The 15898-nt window shown below is 69.5% G+C and carries 17 protein-coding genes; 6 read left to right on the top strand and 11 right to left on the bottom strand.

All coding sequences use genetic code 11. From position 1 onward, the window contains the following. Positions 1 to 5 precede the first annotated feature (5 nt). From ACG04Q_RS21280 to ACG04Q_RS21295, 4 genes are read right to left on the bottom strand one after another with little or no spacing between them, the layout of a single operon-like run. Positions 6 to 629 carry an alpha/beta hydrolase gene (locus tag ACG04Q_RS21280; RefSeq protein WP_394513404.1) on the bottom strand — a complete coding sequence of 208 codons (624 nt, stop codon included), beginning with the start codon at positions 627 to 629 and terminating at the stop codon, positions 6 to 8. Beyond that, positions 626 to 952, bottom strand: coding sequence for a (2Fe-2S) ferredoxin domain-containing protein (locus ACG04Q_RS21285; RefSeq protein WP_268168033.1), 327 nt, complete (start codon positions 950 to 952; stop codon positions 626 to 628). The genes ACG04Q_RS21280 and ACG04Q_RS21285 overlap by 4 nt, the downstream gene beginning before the upstream one ends. A gap of 16 nt (positions 953 to 968) precedes the next feature. Then, on the bottom strand, positions 969 to 2069 hold the full coding sequence (locus ACG04Q_RS21290; protein ID WP_394513406.1) for a VanZ family protein: 1101 nt from the start codon (positions 2067 to 2069) through the stop codon (positions 969 to 971). Positions 2070 to 2076: 7 nt separating this feature from the next. Continuing rightward, on the bottom strand, positions 2077 to 2505 hold the full coding sequence (locus ACG04Q_RS21295; protein ID WP_394513407.1) for a CopD family protein: 429 nt from the start codon (positions 2503 to 2505) through the stop codon (positions 2077 to 2079). 279 nt (positions 2506 to 2784) lie between these two features. Here ACG04Q_RS21295 and hemB point away from each other — a divergent pair, with 279 nt between their 5' ends. Both hemB and ACG04Q_RS21305 read left to right on the top strand, forming a co-directional pair. After that, on the top strand, positions 2785 to 3801 hold the full coding sequence (gene hemB, locus ACG04Q_RS21300; protein ID WP_394513409.1) for a porphobilinogen synthase: 1017 nt from the start codon (positions 2785 to 2787) through the stop codon (positions 3799 to 3801). 5 nt (positions 3802 to 3806) lie between these two features. Further along, positions 3807 to 4910 (top strand): magnesium transporter CorA family protein, encoded by a 1104-nt coding sequence (locus ACG04Q_RS21305; protein WP_394513410.1) that lies wholly within the window; start codon positions 3807 to 3809, stop codon positions 4908 to 4910. A 7-nt stretch (positions 4911 to 4917) separates the two neighbouring features. On the opposite strand, the gene ybeY is transcribed toward ACG04Q_RS21305, so the two are convergent. Continuing rightward, the gene (gene ybeY / locus ACG04Q_RS21310) at positions 4918 to 5364 is read right to left on the bottom strand and encodes an rRNA maturation RNase YbeY (RefSeq protein WP_394513412.1); all 447 of its coding nucleotides are present in this window, start codon (positions 5362 to 5364) and stop codon (positions 4918 to 4920) included. Next, positions 5361 to 6320, bottom strand: coding sequence for a PhoH family protein (locus tag ACG04Q_RS21315; protein WP_394513414.1), 960 nt, complete (start codon positions 6318 to 6320; stop codon positions 5361 to 5363). Before ACG04Q_RS21315 ends, ybeY begins: the two co-directional genes overlap by 4 nt. Positions 6321 to 6409: 89 nt before the next feature. Here ACG04Q_RS21315 and ACG04Q_RS21320 point away from each other — a divergent pair, with 89 nt between their 5' ends. The 4 genes from ACG04Q_RS21320 (at position 6410) to ruvB (ending at position 10239) form a co-directional block, all read left to right on the top strand. Further along, on the top strand, positions 6410 to 7822 hold the full coding sequence (locus ACG04Q_RS21320) for a sensor histidine kinase (protein WP_394513416.1): 1413 nt from the start codon (positions 6410 to 6412) through the stop codon (positions 7820 to 7822). A gap of 22 nt (positions 7823 to 7844) precedes the next feature. Beyond that, the gene (locus tag ACG04Q_RS21325; protein WP_394513418.1) at positions 7845 to 8498 is read left to right on the top strand and encodes a response regulator; all 654 of its coding nucleotides are present in this window, start codon (positions 7845 to 7847) and stop codon (positions 8496 to 8498) included. 27 nt (positions 8499 to 8525) lie between these two features. Beyond that, entirely contained in the window at positions 8526 to 9095 is a 570-nt protein-coding gene (ruvA, locus tag ACG04Q_RS21330; RefSeq protein ID WP_394513420.1) for a Holliday junction branch migration protein RuvA, read from the top strand. 82 nt (positions 9096 to 9177) lie between these two features. Next, the gene (gene ruvB, locus ACG04Q_RS21335; protein WP_394513421.1) at positions 9178 to 10239 is read left to right on the top strand and encodes a Holliday junction branch migration DNA helicase RuvB; all 1062 of its coding nucleotides are present in this window, start codon (positions 9178 to 9180) and stop codon (positions 10237 to 10239) included. A 45-nt stretch (positions 10240 to 10284) separates the two neighbouring features. On the opposite strand, the gene ACG04Q_RS21340 is transcribed toward ruvB, so the two are convergent. The 5 genes from ACG04Q_RS21340 to ACG04Q_RS21360 all read right to left on the bottom strand — a co-directional run bounded on the left by ACG04Q_RS21340 (position 10285) and on the right by ACG04Q_RS21360 (position 15801). Next, entirely contained in the window at positions 10285 to 11241 is a 957-nt protein-coding gene (locus ACG04Q_RS21340) for a porin (RefSeq protein ID WP_394513423.1), read from the bottom strand. Between the two features lie 135 nt (positions 11242 to 11376). Continuing rightward, entirely contained in the window at positions 11377 to 12021 is a 645-nt protein-coding gene (locus ACG04Q_RS21345; RefSeq protein ID WP_394513425.1) for a histidine phosphatase family protein, read from the bottom strand. Continuing rightward, entirely contained in the window at positions 12021 to 12344 is a 324-nt protein-coding gene (locus ACG04Q_RS21350) for a DUF1840 domain-containing protein (RefSeq protein ID WP_394513426.1), read from the bottom strand. The genes ACG04Q_RS21345 and ACG04Q_RS21350 overlap by 1 nt, the downstream gene beginning before the upstream one ends. A 26-nt stretch (positions 12345 to 12370) precedes the next feature. After that, complete coding sequence (locus tag ACG04Q_RS21355) at positions 12371 to 14509, bottom strand: putative bifunctional diguanylate cyclase/phosphodiesterase (RefSeq protein ID WP_394513428.1); 2139 nt, start codon at positions 14507 to 14509, stop codon at positions 12371 to 12373. After that, a complete protein-coding gene (locus ACG04Q_RS21360; protein WP_394513430.1) occupies positions 14506 to 15801 on the bottom strand; it encodes an HD-GYP domain-containing protein in 1296 nt (431 codons plus the stop codon). Before ACG04Q_RS21360 ends, ACG04Q_RS21355 begins: the two co-directional genes overlap by 4 nt. Positions 15802 to 15898: the final 97 nt, after the last annotated feature.

The following is a 15898-nucleotide window of genomic DNA, read 5'->3' on the forward strand; positions in this document are numbered from 1 at the left end:
TCAGTTCAGGCACGCGCCGGGTCGAACGCGCGCACCACCAGGGACTTGAGCAGCGGCAGCTGCCCATGGAAGAAATGGCCCACGCCGGGGACGACGGTGACGGGCAGGCTCTGCGGCCGCGCCCAGTCGAGCACGGACGACAGCGGCACCACGTCGTCGACCTCGCCGTGGATGACCACGGTGTCGGCCGGCACGGGCGCGGTGTCGAAGCGACTGGTGGCGGGGCCCACCAGCACGAGCCGCTGCGCGGCCGGCTCCACGCGCTGCGCGGCGCGCGACGCGACAAAGCCGCCGAAGGAGAAGCCCGACAGGATCAGTGCGTCGCCGGGCGCATGCACGGCGGCCAGCACGGCCAGCGCATCGTCCACCTCGCCACGGCCCTCGTCCCAGCCGCCTTCCGACTTGCCGATGCCACGGAAGTTGAAGCGCACGGCACGCCAGCCCAGCTGCAGAAAGGCACGGGCCAGCGTCTGCACGACCTTGTTGTCCATCGTGCCGCCCTGCGTCGGGTTGGGGTGGCAGATCAGCGCGGTGCCCAGCGGCGCGGCGCCGCCCGGCGGCAGGTCGATGGCGACCTCGATCTGGCCGGCCGGGCCGGGCACGAGGCGTTTCTCGGTCTGCGCGTTCATCGGCCGACGGATTCCGGCAGCACCAGGCGCTCGACGACCTTGCCGTCGCGCAGATGGCTCTCGACGATCTCGTCGATGTCGCTCTGGTCCACCCACGAGTACCAGACGGCCTCGGGATACACGACGGCGACGGGGCCGCCCGCACAGCGGTCCAGGCAGCCGGCCTTGTTGACGCGGACGCCGTCCTTGCCGGCCAGGCCCAGTTGCTTCACGCGGGACTTGCAGTGGTCGAAGGCGCCTTGCGCGTCATGGTCGGCACAGCTGGCCTCGCCATTGGCGCGCTGGTTCAGGCAGAAGAAGACGTGGCGCTGGTAGTAACTCATCGCGATCGATTCTCTCTCACTGTGATTTCTGCACGAGCCGCGCGGCGAGCCAGATCAGGGCGACGAAGGGCCAGGTCCAGGCCACCCAGCGCGTCAGCCCGTACAGGTTGACGAAGCGGCCATGCTCCCAGGCCTGCAGGTTCAGCGCCAGGTAGGGGTCACTGGGCGCCACGCTGATGAGGCCCACCAGCGCGCACAGCACGAACAGCCCCAGCGCCGCCGCAACGCGCGACGGCAGCAGGCAGGCCAGCACCGACAGCACCAGCCCCAGGCCCACGCCGGGCCGGGTGGCGTCGCTGAGCCAGGCCCAGGCGTGATCGGGCCCGAAGGCCATCGCCGTGGCGGTGGCGGTGGCCAGCAGCCCCAGCAACACCGCGCCGCCGGCCAGCACCACGCGGCGCAGCCCGGGGTGCGCGACCGCGATCATCAGCAGCACCGGCGCCACCAGCCCCAGCCCGATGGCCAGCGCCTGCAGGCCCGGCGGCAGTTCATGCTCCACCGTGACCGCGTCGCCCCAATCCAGCGCCCAGGGCGTGCCGTCCAGCGCCTCCAGCAGCGTCTCGCGCCACCAGGGCAGCCACTGCCCCAGGCCGAACGGCAGCGGCGTGGGGTACAGCAGCGCCACCGGCCACAGCGCCAGCAGGGCCAGCGCCGGTGCGCTGCTGCTGCCGAACCAGTGGTCGCGCATGTCCTCCCAGCGCCGCAGGCCGCCCACCGCGTGCAGCAGCAGCCCCAGCACGGCGCCCGCGCTGCTGCCCGCCGAATTCAGCGCCCAGTCTGACAGCGACGGCACGCGCCCCGGCAGGAAGAACTGCAGCGTCTCCATCGCCAGCGACAGCAGCGGCCCGGGCAGGAAACCCAGCAGCAGCCCGCCCCGCAGCCCCCAGCCCGAGCGCATCGCCGCCGCGAAACCCAGCAGGCCCAGCGGGATGTAGCCGATCAGGTTGGCTTCAAGGTCGTACGCAAAGAACCGCCGCGGCCACGGCAGGCTGAACAGCCACGGCCACCCCATGCCCGGCGGCCAGCGCCACGGGAAGAACGGGTAGAGGCTGGCGTAGACAACCAGCCCGATGTGGGCCAGCAGCAGCCAGGTGGCGGAACTCTGCCGTCGCGGCATCGGGGGGTCAGAAAGGTTTGACCGTCACCAGCACGACGATGGCGGCGAACAGCAGCACCGCCGTCTCGTTGTAGACGCGGAACCACTTGTGGCTGCGCCGGTTGGCCAGTTCCTCGAAGCCCCGCAGCAGGCGGCGGTTCATGTGGTGGTAGCCGATGGCGCCGAGCACCAGCAGCATCTTGGCGTGCAGCCAGTAGCCGCCGGCGAAGCGGCTGGCGCCCCAGCCCACCAGCACCCAGACACCCAGCAGCAGCGCCACGCCCATCAGGATGCTGCTGAAGCGGTGCAGCTTGTGCGCCATCAGCAGCAGGCGCTCGCGCTCGGCATGGCTGTCGGCCGGCACCATGGCCAGGTTCACGAAGATGCGCGGCAGGTAGAACAGGCCCGCAAACCACGCGGCGACAAAGACGATGTGAAAGGCTTTGACCCAGAGCATGGCGGCGATTATGGGCAGGGTTTCCACTGCCCATGCCGAGCCACCGAAAAGGCGCCGGCAATAAAAAAGGCCCCGGTAGAAACCGGGGCCGAGAAAGCCTTATCGCTGTCATCACGCTAAGGCTCCTGCTCAGGGAGGAAAAGCAGGGAACGACGACCTTGCGGCTATCATTCGCGGGCAAGTTTAGCGCGCTTGAGCGGTGGCGTCACGAATAAATGATGCCGGGATGTGTTGTCCATCACGCACCGGGCCGCATCCCCCGCCGTTTGAGGATCCGCCTTGGCCCGCTCACTTCTGACACCCGCCGCCTTCCCCGCCGCCCGGCCCCGCCGCCTGCGCCGCGACGCCTTCACCCGCGCACTGGTCCGCGAGCATTCGCTGCAGGCCAGCGACCTGATCCTGCCGGTGTTCGTGCACGAGGGCGACAACGTGGCCGCGCCCATCACGTCGATGCCGGGCGTGTCGCGCCTGAGCCTGGACCTGCTGCTGCGCACCGCCGACGAAGCCGTGCGGCTGGGCATCCCGGTCATCGCGCTGTTTCCGGCCATCGAGCCGCATCTGAAGACCGTGGACGGCTCGGAAGCCTTCAACCCTGACGGCCTGATTCCGCGCGCCGTGCGGGCGCTGAAGTCGCGCTTCCCGCAGCTGGGCGTGCTGACCGACGTGGCGCTGGACCCCTACACCAGCCACGGCCAGGACGGTCTGCCCGACGAGAGCGGCTACCTGATGAACGACGCGACCGTCGAGCTGCTGGTGCGCCAGGCGCTGACCCAGGCCGAGGCCGGCGCCGACATGGTGGGCCCCAGCGACATGATGGACGGCCGCATCGGCGCCATCCGCCAGGCCTTCGAGCGCGCCGGGCACATCCACACGCGCATCATGGCCTACAGCGTGAAGTACGCCAGCGGCTTCTACGGCCCGTTCCGCGACGCGGTCGGCTCCAAGAGCGCGCTGGGCAAGGCCGACAAGAAGACCTACTACGTCGACCCCGGCAACAGCAACGAGGCGCTGCGCGAAGTGGCGGCCGACCTGGCCGAGGGCGCGGACATGGTGATGGTCAAGCCCGGCATGCCGTACCTGGACGTCGTGCGCCGCGTGAAGGACGAGTTCGGCGTGCCGACCTTCGCCTACCAGGTCAGCGGCGAATACGCGATGCTGAAGGCCGCCGCAGCCAACGGCTGGCTGGACCACGACACCGTGATGATGGAGTCGCTGCTGGCCTTCAAGCGGGCCGGCGCCGACGGCGTGCTGACCTATTTCGCGCTGGACGCGGCCCGGCTGCTGAAGCAGGCCTGAGCCCCATGCGGGTGTTCCACATCCAGGCCGACAGCTTCACGGAGCTGCCGGCGCTGCCCGACACGCTGCCCGAGCGCGGCTTCCTGTGGCTGGGCTACGGGCGGCGCGAGTTCGAGGTGGGCGAGGCCGCGGTGCAGCAGGCGCTGTCGCGCTGGGGCTGCGGCAACATCGTCGACCTGCATGTGTCCGACCTGATCAACAACCAGCTGCCCTCGCACTTCGACTACACGTCCTGGTACGACATGCTGGTGTTCCGCCGCCTGGCCGCGGCGCCGGGCAGCCAGGACCTGTTCGTCGACGACGAGCACGGCACGCTGGCGTCGGCGCAGCGCGCGCTGCGCGCCATCGACACCAGCCCGGTGGGCTTCGCCGTCTTCGACCGCGTGCTGGTGACCGTGCACCCCACCGACTGCCAGGTGCGCGAGTTCTTCGCGCAGAAGCTGGACCGCCTCGTCGAAGGCCGCGACAAGGCGCCAGCGCGTGGCAGCGCCCGGCTGCCCGCCAGCCCGGCCGACCTGATGCTGCGCATGGTCAACCACATGGTGGACAGCTACCTGGAGCTGCGCCGGCTGCTGACGCGGCAGCTCGGCACGCTGCAGCGCGTGCTGCTGGACCAGAGCAGCGAGTTCGACGACTGGCCGCTGCTGCTGGAGAGCCGCGACGCGCTGCACCGGCTGGAAGACACCTGCGAGGACCAGCGCAGCGCCATCCAGGAATGGATAGACGCGCTGGACGAATGGCCCGTCGACGGCGACCCGCAGGTCACGCGCGAACGCGAGCTGCTGCGCGTGCGCTCGCGCGACGTGCTGGAGCATGTGGAGCGTGTGCTGACGCATGTGCGGCGGCTGGAGTCGTCGGCCGAATCGGCCGTGCAGATGCACTTCAGCGCGCTGGGCCACCGCACCAACAGCATCATGCGCACGCTGACGGTGCTGACCGCCATCTTCCTGCCGCTGAACCTCGTCACCGGCATCTTCGGCATGAACTTCGAGTGGATGCCGCTGATCAAGAACCCGAACGGCTTCTGGGAGTCCATCGCGCTGATCGGCGCGCTGGCCATGGGGCTGTGGCTGCTGTTCCGCAGCAAGCGCTACCTGAGCAGCCGCTAGCCGGCGATCAGCGCTGGTAGGGGTCGGCCACGCCCAGGCCGGCGAGGATCTCGGTCTCGCGCGCCTCCATGCACGCGGCCTCGTCGTCTTCCTCATGGTCATAGCCCTGCGCATGCAGCGTGCCGTGCACCAGCAGGTGGGCGTAGTGGTCCAGCAGCGGGATGCCCATCTCGGCGGCTTCCTTCTCCACCACCTCGGCGCAGATGACGAGGTCCGCGCCGACGACGGGCTCGTGCGCGTAGTCGAAGGTCAGCACGTTGGTCGCGTAGTCCTTGCCGCGGTACTCGCGGTTCAGCGCGCGGCCTTCCTCGGCGTCGACGATGCGCACGGCGATCTCGCCCGGCAGCTCCAGCGCCGCGCGGATGAAGCGCTGCACCTTGTGGCGCGGCAGCAGCGCGCGGTGGCGCGGATCGGCGAATTGCAGGGACAGGCTCAGTTCGGGACGGGGGCTCATGCTTCTCTCGCTTCGCGCTTGGCGCGCGCTTCATAGGCCTCGACGATGCGGGCCACCAGCGGGTGACGCACGACGTCCGCGCTGGTGAAGCGCGTCATCGCGATGCCCTTGACCTTGGCCAGCACACGCTCCGCGTCGATGAGGCCCGACATGACGCCGCGCGGCAGGTCGATCTGGCTGGTGTCGCCGGTGACGACGCAGCGGCTGCCGAAGCCGATGCGGGTCAGGAACATCTTCATCTGCTCGGGCGTGGTGTTCTGCGCCTCGTCGAGGATGACGAACGCGTGGTTCAGCGTGCGGCCGCGCATGAAGGCCAGCGGCGCCACTTCGAGCTGGCCCTTCTCGAAGGCCTTGGTCACGCGGTCGAAGCCCAGCAGGTCGTACAGCGCGTCGTACAGCGGGCGCAGGTAGGGGTCGACCTTCTGCGTCAGGTCACCCGGCAGGAAGCCCAGGCGCTCGCCGGCTTCCACAGCCGGGCGGGTCAGGATGATGCGCTGCACCGCGGCGCGCTCGAGCGCGTCCACCGCACAGGCCACGGCCAGGAACGTCTTGCCGGTGCCCGCCGGGCCGAGGCCGAAGGTGATGTCGTGCGACAGGATCTGCTGCAGGTACTGGTGCTGGCGCGGCGTGCGGGCGGACAGGTCGGCACGGCGCGTGCGCAGCACCAGTTGGCCATCGGCACCCGACTTGGCAGGCTCGGGCGCCTGGGCCTCCACCAGCGCCAGCTGCAGCGTCTCGGCGGTCAACGGCCGGCGGGCGCGCTCGTACAGCGCCTCCAGCAGCGATTGCGTCCGCTCGGCGGCGGCCTTGACGCCGTTGACGCGGAACTCGGCGTCGCGGCGCGTGATCTTCACGCCCAGCGCGGCCTCGATGTCCCGCAGATGCGAGTCCAGGCTGCCGCAGACGCGGGCCAGGCGGGTGTTGTCGACGGGTTCGAAGGCGAAGCGCAGGATCACAAGGTGACGGCAGAAAGAAGTGAACGCGGATTGTCGCTGGTGCATTCCCCGGCGCGGCAGGCACCGGGCCTCCCTCACAATGCCGGCCCATGATTGCCTTCACCGCGTCGAGGGTCCGCCAGCCTCGTCGCCTGCCCCCTGCCCTGTTCCTCGCCGCGGCGCTGTGCTGGCCCGCCGTGGCCCACGCCCAGACCCTGGCCGGCCCGGATTGGGCCGCCATCCTGCGCGGCTGGGTCGCCGCCATGCTGGCGCTGATGGCCACCATCGTCGGCCTCGTGGCCGGCCTGCACCACCGCGAGCGTGCGGCCAACTTCCTCGTCGGCATGATGCTGAGCTGGGTAGTGCTGCGCGCCGCCGGCGCGCCGGCCGCCGCCGGGCTGCGGCCACTGCTGATGACACTGCTGGTGCTGTGCGGCGTGCAGTACCTGCTGCGCCAGATGAACTGGAAGCGCAGCTGGATAGACCACGCGCTGCTGATCCAGTGCCTCATCGTGCCGGCCAGCCTGCTGCTGACGGGCGGTCAGGTGGGCGTGCTGCCGGCCGTGTGGAACGTCGTGCTGAGCCTGGAGTTGGTGGTGGCAATGGGATGGGCGCTGTGGCTGCGCCGGCTGCGCCTGCAGGCCGGCCCCGACGAGGCGCAGGCGCGCGAGTTCCGCCTGATGACGCTGCTGCTGCTGCCCACCATGCTGGCGTTGCTGGCCGAGCTGGCGCTGGCCCCCGTCAGCGAATCACTGTGGCTGACCGCCTCGCCCTGGCTGAGCCTGGCACTGCCGGTGCTGATGCTGGGCCTGGGCCTGCAGGTGGTGAACAACGTCGCGCATGCGCGCGTGGACGCCGAGAAGCGGGTTGCTGCCGTGGAACAGCGCATGGCCGACCGCATCGCCGACGTGGAGCGCACCCACAGCCAACTGGCCGAGCAGAAGCTGGAGCAGGTGACCGAGCGCGAGCGCAAGCGCATCGCGGCCGACCTGCACGATGACCTGGGCGCCAAGCTGCTGACCATCGTGCACACCAGCGAGTCGGACCGCATCTCGACGCTGGCCCGCGAGGCGCTGGAAGAGATGCGGCTGTCCGTGCGCGGCCTGACCGGCAAGCCGGTGCACCTCATCGACGCGCTGGGCGACTGGCGGGCCGAGGTCGTCTCGCGGCTGGGTCAGGCCAACATCCTGGCCGAGTGGAAGAGCCCCGCGGAGGACATCGAACACACCTTCCAGGCCCGCTCCTACGTGCAGACGACGCGCATCCTGCGCGAGTCGGTCAGCAACATCATCAAGCACAGCGGCGCCACCAACGCGACGATCTCCAGCGCCGTGCAGGACGGCGACTTCATCCTGACCATCCAGGACAACGGCCAGGGCATCCCCACCGAATTGGACGGCCGCCTGGACCGCGGCCACGGCATGGCGAGCATGAAATCACGCGCCAAGCAAATGCACGGCCAATGCCTGGTGGAATCCGGCCCTGGCTGGGGTACCGTCATCCGTCTGACGATCCCGCTCTAGTTTTCGCTCTCCCGAGGCTCCCATGAATCACATCCTGCTGCTCGAAGACATCCCGGAGATACGCGCCTGGCTGAAGGCCCTGGTCAAACAGGTCTTCGCCAACGCGCAGATCACCGAGTGCTCGCGCGTGCAGGATGCGCTGTCGCTGGTCAACGGCCAGCGCTTCACGCTGGCGCTGCTGGACCTGGGGCTGCCGGACGGCTCGGGCGTGGAAGTGATCGCCGCGCTGCGCGAGAAGCAGCCGGAGGTGCAGTCCGTCATCGTCACCATCCACGACGACGACGAACATCTCTTCCCCGCGCTGCAGGCCGGCGCCTTCGGCTACCTGCTGAAGGAACAATCGCGCGAGCTGCTGGTGGAGCAGCTGCAGCGCATGAGCCAGGGCGAGCCACCGCTGTCGCCTTCGATCGCGCGCAAGGTCATCGCGTACTTCGCCGCCCAGGTGAAGAAGCCGGCCGCCTCGCTGCTGCACGAGGTGTCGCTGACCGACCGCGAGACCGAGGTGCTGCTGCGCGTGGCCAAGGGCTTCACGCTGCCGGAGATCGGCGTGCAGCTGGGCCTGTCGCGCCACACCATTGCCGACTACGTGAAGCAGATCTACCGCAAGCTCAACGTGAGCTCGCGCGCCGAGGCCGCGCTGGAAGCGCAGCGCCTGGGTTTGTTCGGTCGCAACTGAGGCCGAGGTGGCCCGGATAATCCGGGCATGATTGGAAGACTGACCGGCGTCATCGCCGAAAAGACGCCCCCGCAGGTCGTCATCGACGTCGCGGGCGTGGGCTACGAAGTGGACGTGCCGATGAGCACGTTCTTCAACCTGGGCGGCCTCGGCGAGCGTGCCGTGCTGCTGACCCACCTGACCGTGCGCGAGGACGCGCATCAGCTGTTCGGCTTCCTCACGCACGAGGAGCGCGCCACCTTCCGCCAGCTCATCAAGATCAGCGGCGTCGGCCCCAAGATGGCACTGGGCCTGCTGTCCGGGCTGTCCGTGCCGGAGCTGGCGCAGGCCGTCTCCCGCCAGGAAGTCGGCCGGCTGACCAAGGTGCCCGGCATCGGCAAGAAGACCGCCGAGCGGCTGCTGCTGGAGCTCAAGGGCAAGCTGGGCCCCGACCTGGCACTGCCCGCCACCGTCGCCAACGACAACCAGGCCGACATCCTGCAGGCGCTGGTCGCGCTGGGCTACAGCGAGAAGGACGCCAGCGCCGCGCTGAAGGCGCTGCCGCCTGACGTGGGCGTCAGCGACGGCATCAAGCTGGCCCTCAAGAAACTCTCATGACGTTCGCCCCCACGCTCACTTCGTTCGCTGCCCCCCGAGGGGGCGTCCGCCTTTCTTGGGGCGGCCCGGCGAAAGGTCGGTCATGAGCATCCAGACCGACGATTTCGCCCCGGCGCCACGCATCGTTAGCGCGGCGCCCGAGTCCAGCCGCGAGGAAGCGCTGGAGCGTGCGCTGCGGCCCAAGCTGCTGGACGACTACGTCGGCCAGAGCAAGGCCCGCGAGCAGTTGGAGATCTTCATCGGCGCGGCCCGCAAGCGCCGCGAAGCGCTGGACCACGTGCTGCTGTTCGGCCCGCCGGGCCTGGGCAAGACGACGCTCTCGCACATCATCGCGGCCGAGCTGGGCGTCAACCTGCGGCAGACGTCCGGGCCGGTACTGGAGAAACCCAAGGACCTCGCGGCCATCCTCACCGGACTGGAGAAGAACGACGTCCTCTTCATCGACGAGATCCACCGGCTCAGCCCGGTCGTCGAGGAAATCCTGTATCCGGCGCTGGAGGACTACCAGATCGACATCATGATCGGCGAGGGCCCGGCCGCCCGCTCCATCAAGCTGGACCTGCAGCCGTTCACGCTGGTCGGCGCGACGACCCGCGCCGGCATGCTGACCAATCCTCTTCGTGATCGTTTCGGCATCGTCGCGCGGCTGGAGTTCTACACGCCCGCCGAGCTGCAGCGCATCGTGACGCGCTCCGCCGGGCTGCTCAACGCGCCCATCGATGCCGACGGCGCGCTGGAGATCGCCCGCCGCTCGCGCGGCACCCCGCGCATCGCCAACCGCCTGCTGCGCCGCGTGCGCGACTACGCCGAGGTGAAAAGTGACGGCCGCATCGTCGCCGGCGTCGCCGACAAGGCGCTGGCCATGCTGGACGTCGACCCGCAAGGCTTCGACCTGATGGACCGCAAGTTCCTGGAAGCCGTCGTGCACCGCTTCGACGGCGGGCCCGTGGGCCTGGAGAACGTCGCGGCCGCCATCGGTGAGGAGGCCGGCACCATCGAGGACGTCATCGAGCCCTACCTGATCCAGCAGGGCTTTCTGCAGCGCACGCCGCGCGGCCGTGTCGCGACGCTGGCTGCCTACCGTCATCTGGGCGTCGCGCCACCGCCGGGCAGCAAGGGCTCGCCCGATCTGTTCGGAGAATGAAAAAAGCGCCCCGAGGGGCGCTTTCTTGTTTCTGGTCCCGCAGGATCAGAAGTTGTGGCGAATGCCAGCGGCCAGCGAGTTGAAGTCGCCCACCTTGTTGGACAGCTTCTGGTCGATCTGGGTGTAGAAACCGTAGAGCTTGGTGCGCTTGCTCAGGTTGTAGTTGTAGCCCAGCGTCCACTGCGAAGCGCCGGCGTTCTTGAACGTGCCGTCGCCACCGGACTTGGTGCCGCCGATGTTGAAGTGGAACTCCGACTGGCCCATCGTGTACATGGCCGACACGCGGCCGATGTCACGCGAGCGGGCGCCGCTGATCTCTTCGCGCTGGTAGTAGCCGGCCAGCAGGAACGGGCCGAAGGCGTAGTCGGCTTCGACGGTGTAGTTCTTGCGCTTGGCGACGGTGTCAGCCTGGGCGTAGGTCACGCCGATGTGCAGGCCGTTGGCTTCGTAGTTGCCCGACAGGTCGAATGCACGGGCGTCACCAGCAGCGCCTTCGCCGGCGTGTGCGCTGGCGATGAAGCTGAAGCCGTCCATGTTCGGCGAGAAGTAGCCGACCTTGTTGGAGCGGAAGCCGAAGGCGAACGACGAGAACAGCGCGTCGGAAGACGTGCCGGTGTCGTGGTTGTGGTTGCTGACGCGATCAACGGTGGAGAAGTACGAATCCGGGAACCAGGTGCCCAGACGGACGGTACCGAACGAACCGGACAGCTCGACGTTGGCCTGGCGGTTCCAGAATTGCGTGCCACCGGAAGCGGCGCCGGTGTCGGACTGCAGGCCGTGCTCCAGATTGAACGACGCCTTCAGGCCACCACCCAGGTCTTCCGTGCCACGGAAGCCCAGACGCGAATTGTTGTTCTCGACGGCGACCTTGCGGTCCTGGTTGCCCACCTTCTGGCTTTCAACGGTGGTGTTGATGCGGCCCCACAGCGTGACGGAGCTTTGGGCGAAAGCCGGAGCAGCCGTGACGGCGGCCAGGGCGGCAACGAGGGCGATCTTCTTCATCGTGAGCCTTTGCAATTGAGTTGCGGCGGGTCGGGGGACCTACCTTGGAGAACAAGTGGAAACGAGTATAGGAGCGACTTTTGGCACAACCGACACCGGCGATGTGCCGATGCAACAGTTGGCCTAGGGGTCCGGTCAAGCGGCAACGTCGTCGGCAGCCAGCCCTGCGAGGTGGCGGTCGTCGTTCCAGCCCACCAGCGTGAAGCCCTCGGAGCTGGCCAGCAGGCGGTTGATGGTGGCGTTGCCGAGTTGCCAGCTGCGCGGCGCGTCCAGCGCGGTGCGGGTGGCGGCGCGGTAGAGGCAGTCCAGAACGCCACCATGGGCGACGAGGGCGATGCTCTGCCCCGGATGGGCCGCCACGGCGCGGGTGGCCGCCTGCAGGCAGCGGGCGCTGAAGACGGTCAGGCTCTCGCCGCCGCCCACCGGGAAGTCCGGTTCGCGGCGGCGCCAGCGGGTGGCGTCGTCGGGATAGGCCTGCGCGATCTCCTCCCAGCTCAGCCCCTCGAAGCGGCCGAAGGCGCGTTCGCGCAGGCCGCCGTCCAGTTGCACGGGCAGCCTGTGCACACCGGCCAGCGCCTCGGCGGTCTGGCGGGCGCGGCTGAGGTCGCTGGCGTAGATGGCGGCCAGCGGTTCATCGGCCAGCGCCTCGGCCAGGCGGTGCGCCTGGGCCAGGCCCAGCGGGCTGAGCGGGATGTCCGTGTGGCCCTGGATGCGCGTCGCGCGGTTCCAGGCGGTCTCGCCGTGGCGGATGAGGATGACGCGCGTCGCCTCTTCCAGCATCAGACGCCCCAGACGACGTCGGCGCCTTCCTTCTGGCTGCGCACCATCAGCTCGCGCAGCGGCCAGGCGCGCTGGCGCAGCGACACGCCCTGGCGGCGCGGCACGGCGTCGCCTGCGGCCTTGGCGGCGTCGACGGCCTGCTGGAACTGGGCCTCGTCAGCCGCGACCCCGGCCTCCAGCGCCTGGATCAGCGCGGGCAGCTGGGCCGATTCGAGGATGCCTTGCGGCGCGGGCGCGCGGCCCAGCAGGCGCAGCACGTCGTTGCCGGAATCGCCCAGCATGACGACGTCGGCGCCGGCCTTGGATTTGAAGCGGTAGAGCATGGGCGCATTGTGCGCGCCCGTCCGACTCAGCCGGTGCTGGCCAGACCCAGCCAGCCGGACACCGCAGCATCGACGACGTGGCGGCGCGGGCGCACGCGCTGCTCGAATTCTTCGGGCCGCAGCGCCGGTGCGAACAGATAGCCCTGGAACTCGTGGCAGCCGGCCTGGGCCAGGAAGTCGCGCTGCGCCTCGGTCTCGACGCCCTCGGCGATGACCTGCAGGCCCAGCGCCCGCCCCATCTGCACGATGGCGTTGGCGATGCCGACGTCACTGGGGTCGTTGGGCAGGCCCTGCACGAAGCTGCGGTCGATCTTGAGGCGCTGGATGGGGAAGCGCTTCAGATAGCCCAGCGACGAGTAGCCGGTGCCGAAGTCGTCGATGGACAGCGTGACGCCCAGCGCCGCCAGCGCCTGCATGCGCTTGAGGCCTTCGTCGGCGTCGCCCAGCAGCACGCCTTCGGTGAGTTCCAGCTCCAGCATGCTGGCGGGCAGCGCGGCGTCGCGCAATGCAGCGGCGACGCTGTCGACGAAGTGGGCCTGCTGGAACTGCAGCGCCGACACGTTGACGGCCACCGGCATGCGCAGGCCGCGGCTGAGCCAGTGGGCCGCCTGGTCGATGGCCTCGCGCAGCACCCACTCGCCGATGGCGACGACGAAGCCGCTCTCCTCGGCCAGCGGAATGAATTCGGCTGGCGAGATGTCGCCGCGCTGCGGGTCGCGCCAGCGGATCAGCGCCTCGGCGCCGATGACGCGGTCGCTGCCCAACTCGACCTGCGGCTGGTAGTGCAGCCGGAAGCGCCCTTCGGCCAGCGCCTGGCGCATGGCATGGTCCAGCCGCATGCGCGACAGCAGGTCGACTTCCTTGCGTGGCACGTGGAAGCGGAAGCCCGCACGGCCGCTCTCCTTGACCCAGTGCATGGCGCGCTCGGCGCTGGCCAGCAGCTCGTCGGGCGTGCCGCCGTCGCCGGGGTACAGCGCGATGCCGCAGCTGGCCGTGACGGTGAAGCTCAGCGTGTCGAAGCTGAACGGCTGGGCCAGCAGCTGCTGCACGCGGCGCGCGGCGGCCTCGGCCTCGAACATCTGGGCGCCGTCGATGAGCAGCGCAAACTCGTCGCCGCCGACACGGGCCAGGGTGTCGTTGGCACCGACGGCACCACGCAGCCGCTCGACGACCTCGCGCAGCACGCGGTCGCCGTAGCTGTTGCCCAGCGTGTCGTTGATCTGCTTGAAGCGGTCCAGATCCAGGTGCAGCAGCGCGAACGAGGGCTGCGGTTCGCCGCCGCCGACGACGGCCATCTGCTGCACGATGCGGTCGGCCAGCGCGCGGCGGTTGGGCGCGCCGGTCAATGCGTCGGAGCGGCCCAGTTCCTCGATGCGCTGGTGGGCGGCGAGCTTCTCGGACAGGTCGCGGAACGAGAACACGCGGCCGATGGGCTCGCCACGGCTCATCTGCGGCAGCGAGACCTGCTCCAGCACGCGGCCGTCGGCCAGGCGCAGCATGTCGCTGGAGCGCATCAGCGGTGCGTCCAGCAGCGCCTCGATGCGCAGCCGGTACTGCTCGCCATCGCGCATGACACGCTGCAGGCTCAGCCACAGGCCAGCGTCGCCCGGTTCGTGCAGCAGGCCACCGGGCAGGCCCCACAGCTTGGCGAAGCGGCGGTTGAAGCTGCGCACGCGGCCAGCAAGGTCGACGACGAGGATGCCGTCGGCGGTGGATTCGAGCGTGGCGCGCAGCTCGGCCAGCAGCGTCTCGCGCTCGGCCTCGGCGCGGCGGCGGCGCGTCTGGTCGTGCAGCAGCACCAGCCAGTAGCGGTCGCCCTCGGGCGTGTGGATGGGGCTGATGGCGCGGCTCACCCAGCGCGGCTGGCCGTCGCTGTGCGTCAGCACGGTGTCGGAGCGGATACGGGCGAAGGGGTCGCGCGCGGCCCCCTGCCAGAAGGCTTCATCCTCCAGCGAACCGCACAGCAGCGCGGGCGCCTGGCCCAGCGCGCGCTCTGGCTTGAGGCCCAGCAGGCGCAGCGCGGCGCGGTTGATCGCGCAGACGGTCAGGCTGGCGCCGTCGACGAGCCAGGCGGGTTCGGGCAAGCCTTCGAGCAGCGCGCCGATCAGGGACGGCGCCTCGGGGACGCGAGGCAAGGCCGGGTTCGCCTCGCGGCTGGCATTCACGCGGTCAGCTCCCCGGGGCCGGTGCTGACGGCGTCGAAGAAGTAGGCGATGCGCGCACGCGGGCTGAGGTAGTCCAGCGCGGCACGGGGCAGGAACTGCGGCTTCAGGCTGCGGCGGATGCCGAGGTCGGGCATCTCTTCCAGATTGAGGATGAGTGCCTCTTCCTTGGGCACCTTGGGGTCATGCACCATGACGCGGGGCTTGAGCGGCCGTGCCGAGTTGACGGACACGACCAGCGCATAGCGGTCATCCGTGAGCTGCACCGTGGAGCCCGGCGGGTAGACGCCCATCATGCGGATGAAGGCATTCAGCATGGTGGCGTCGAAGCGGTTGCGGCCCTGGGCGAACATCAGCGACAGCGCCTCGTGCGGCGTCATGGCCTTGGAGGTCAGCAGCGGGTTGCACAGGCCGTCGAAGCGGTTGACCAGCGCGACGATGCGCGCACCGGTGCTCATGCGGTCCATGTTGATGCGCTGCGGGAAGCCGCTGCCGTCGGCATGCTCGTGGTGCTGCGCAATGATGAGCAGCGGCGCAGGCGACAGGCCCATGGCCTGCGCGATGGCGACGCCCTTGGCGACGTGCTGCTGGTAGGCCTGGGTCTCGGCGGCAGTGAAGCTCTCGTCGCGGTGGCGCAGGCGCGCGGCGACTTCGAGCTTGCCGACGTCGTGCAGCAGCGAGCCGACGCCCAGGTCCATCATCTCGTCGCGACCCAGCCCGAAGGCGCGGCCCAGCAGCAGCGCGATGATGCAGACGTTCAGCGCGTGGGCGGTGGAACGGTCGCCGGCGGCCTCGTTGAGCAGGCGCATGTTGAGGTCGCCCTCGACCAGCATCTTGTCGAGCAGCGCAGCGGTCAGGCTCTCGGCCTCGGAACGTGCCTGGTGGGGCTCGGTCTGGACATGCTCCATGACGCTGCGAAAGCCGGCGGCGGCCTCGCCGTACTGCTCTTCGCACAGGCGCAGTGCCTCGCGCTGGGACGCCAGCGCGCGGCGGTGGGCCTCGCGAGCGAGCTCCTCCGGGGTCGGCACGCTGGGTTCTGCGACGGCAGCGTCCGCCTCCACAACCGTCGCGGGCGGCAGATCGGCCTGGGTCTGCAGGGCCAGGTCACTCTTGGCGGGACTCCAGCGCACCTGCGTCAGGCCCAGCCGGCGCAGGATCAGCAGCTGATCGGCCGACGCGATCTTGAAGCTTGACAGCGGAAACGGATGCGACATCCAGCCCAGATCCAGGTGGATGAACATCCCCACGGTCAATTGGCTGACATCGATCAGCGGATCGTTTGATCTATCCTGCATTCACTCAACACCCGCGCCCGGGCACCCCTCGACTCGACCCGGGCGACAGCACGCTGCCGAACAACCCGGGCCGGCCTCCTGTTCTATACGTCAAATC

Source organism: Pelomonas lactea, assembly GCF_043555885.1.
GTDB lineage: Bacteria > Pseudomonadota > Gammaproteobacteria > Burkholderiales > Burkholderiaceae_C > Pelomonas > Pelomonas lactea.

Excerpts from the sequence above, each read along its gene's own strand:
- ACG04Q_RS21345 (WP_394513425.1), bottom strand. The coding sequence starts at position 12,021 with ATGCTGGAAGAGGCGACGCGCGTCATCCTCATCCGCCACGGCGAGACC.
- ruvB (WP_394513421.1), top strand. The coding sequence starts at position 9,178 with ATGAGCATCCAGACCGACGATTTCGCCCCGGCGCCACGCATCGTTAGC.
- ACG04Q_RS21280 (WP_394513404.1), bottom strand. The coding sequence starts at position 629 with ATGAACGCGCAGACCGAGAAACGCCTCGTGCCCGGCCCGGCCGGCCAG.
- ruvA (WP_394513420.1), top strand. The coding sequence starts at position 8,526 with ATGATTGGAAGACTGACCGGCGTCATCGCCGAAAAGACGCCCCCGCAG.
- ACG04Q_RS21325 (WP_394513418.1), top strand. The coding sequence starts at position 7,845 with ATGAATCACATCCTGCTGCTCGAAGACATCCCGGAGATACGCGCCTGG.
- ACG04Q_RS21305 (WP_394513410.1), top strand. The coding sequence starts at position 3,807 with ATGCGGGTGTTCCACATCCAGGCCGACAGCTTCACGGAGCTGCCGGCG.
- ACG04Q_RS21290 (WP_394513406.1), bottom strand. The coding sequence starts at position 2,069 with ATGCCGCGACGGCAGAGTTCCGCCACCTGGCTGCTGCTGGCCCACATC.
- ACG04Q_RS21350 (WP_394513426.1), bottom strand. The coding sequence starts at position 12,344 with ATGCTCTACCGCTTCAAATCCAAGGCCGGCGCCGACGTCGTCATGCTG.
- ACG04Q_RS21360 (WP_394513430.1), bottom strand. The coding sequence starts at position 15,801 with ATGCAGGATAGATCAAACGATCCGCTGATCGATGTCAGCCAATTGACC.
- ACG04Q_RS21340 (WP_394513423.1), bottom strand. The coding sequence starts at position 11,241 with ATGAAGAAGATCGCCCTCGTTGCCGCCCTGGCCGCCGTCACGGCTGCT.
- ACG04Q_RS21295 (WP_394513407.1), bottom strand. The coding sequence starts at position 2,505 with ATGCTCTGGGTCAAAGCCTTTCACATCGTCTTTGTCGCCGCGTGGTTT.
- ACG04Q_RS21285 (WP_268168033.1), bottom strand. The coding sequence starts at position 952 with ATGAGTTACTACCAGCGCCACGTCTTCTTCTGCCTGAACCAGCGCGCC.
- ybeY (WP_394513412.1), bottom strand. The coding sequence starts at position 5,364 with ATGAGCCCCCGTCCCGAACTGAGCCTGTCCCTGCAATTCGCCGATCCG.
- ACG04Q_RS21320 (WP_394513416.1), top strand. The coding sequence starts at position 6,410 with ATGATTGCCTTCACCGCGTCGAGGGTCCGCCAGCCTCGTCGCCTGCCC.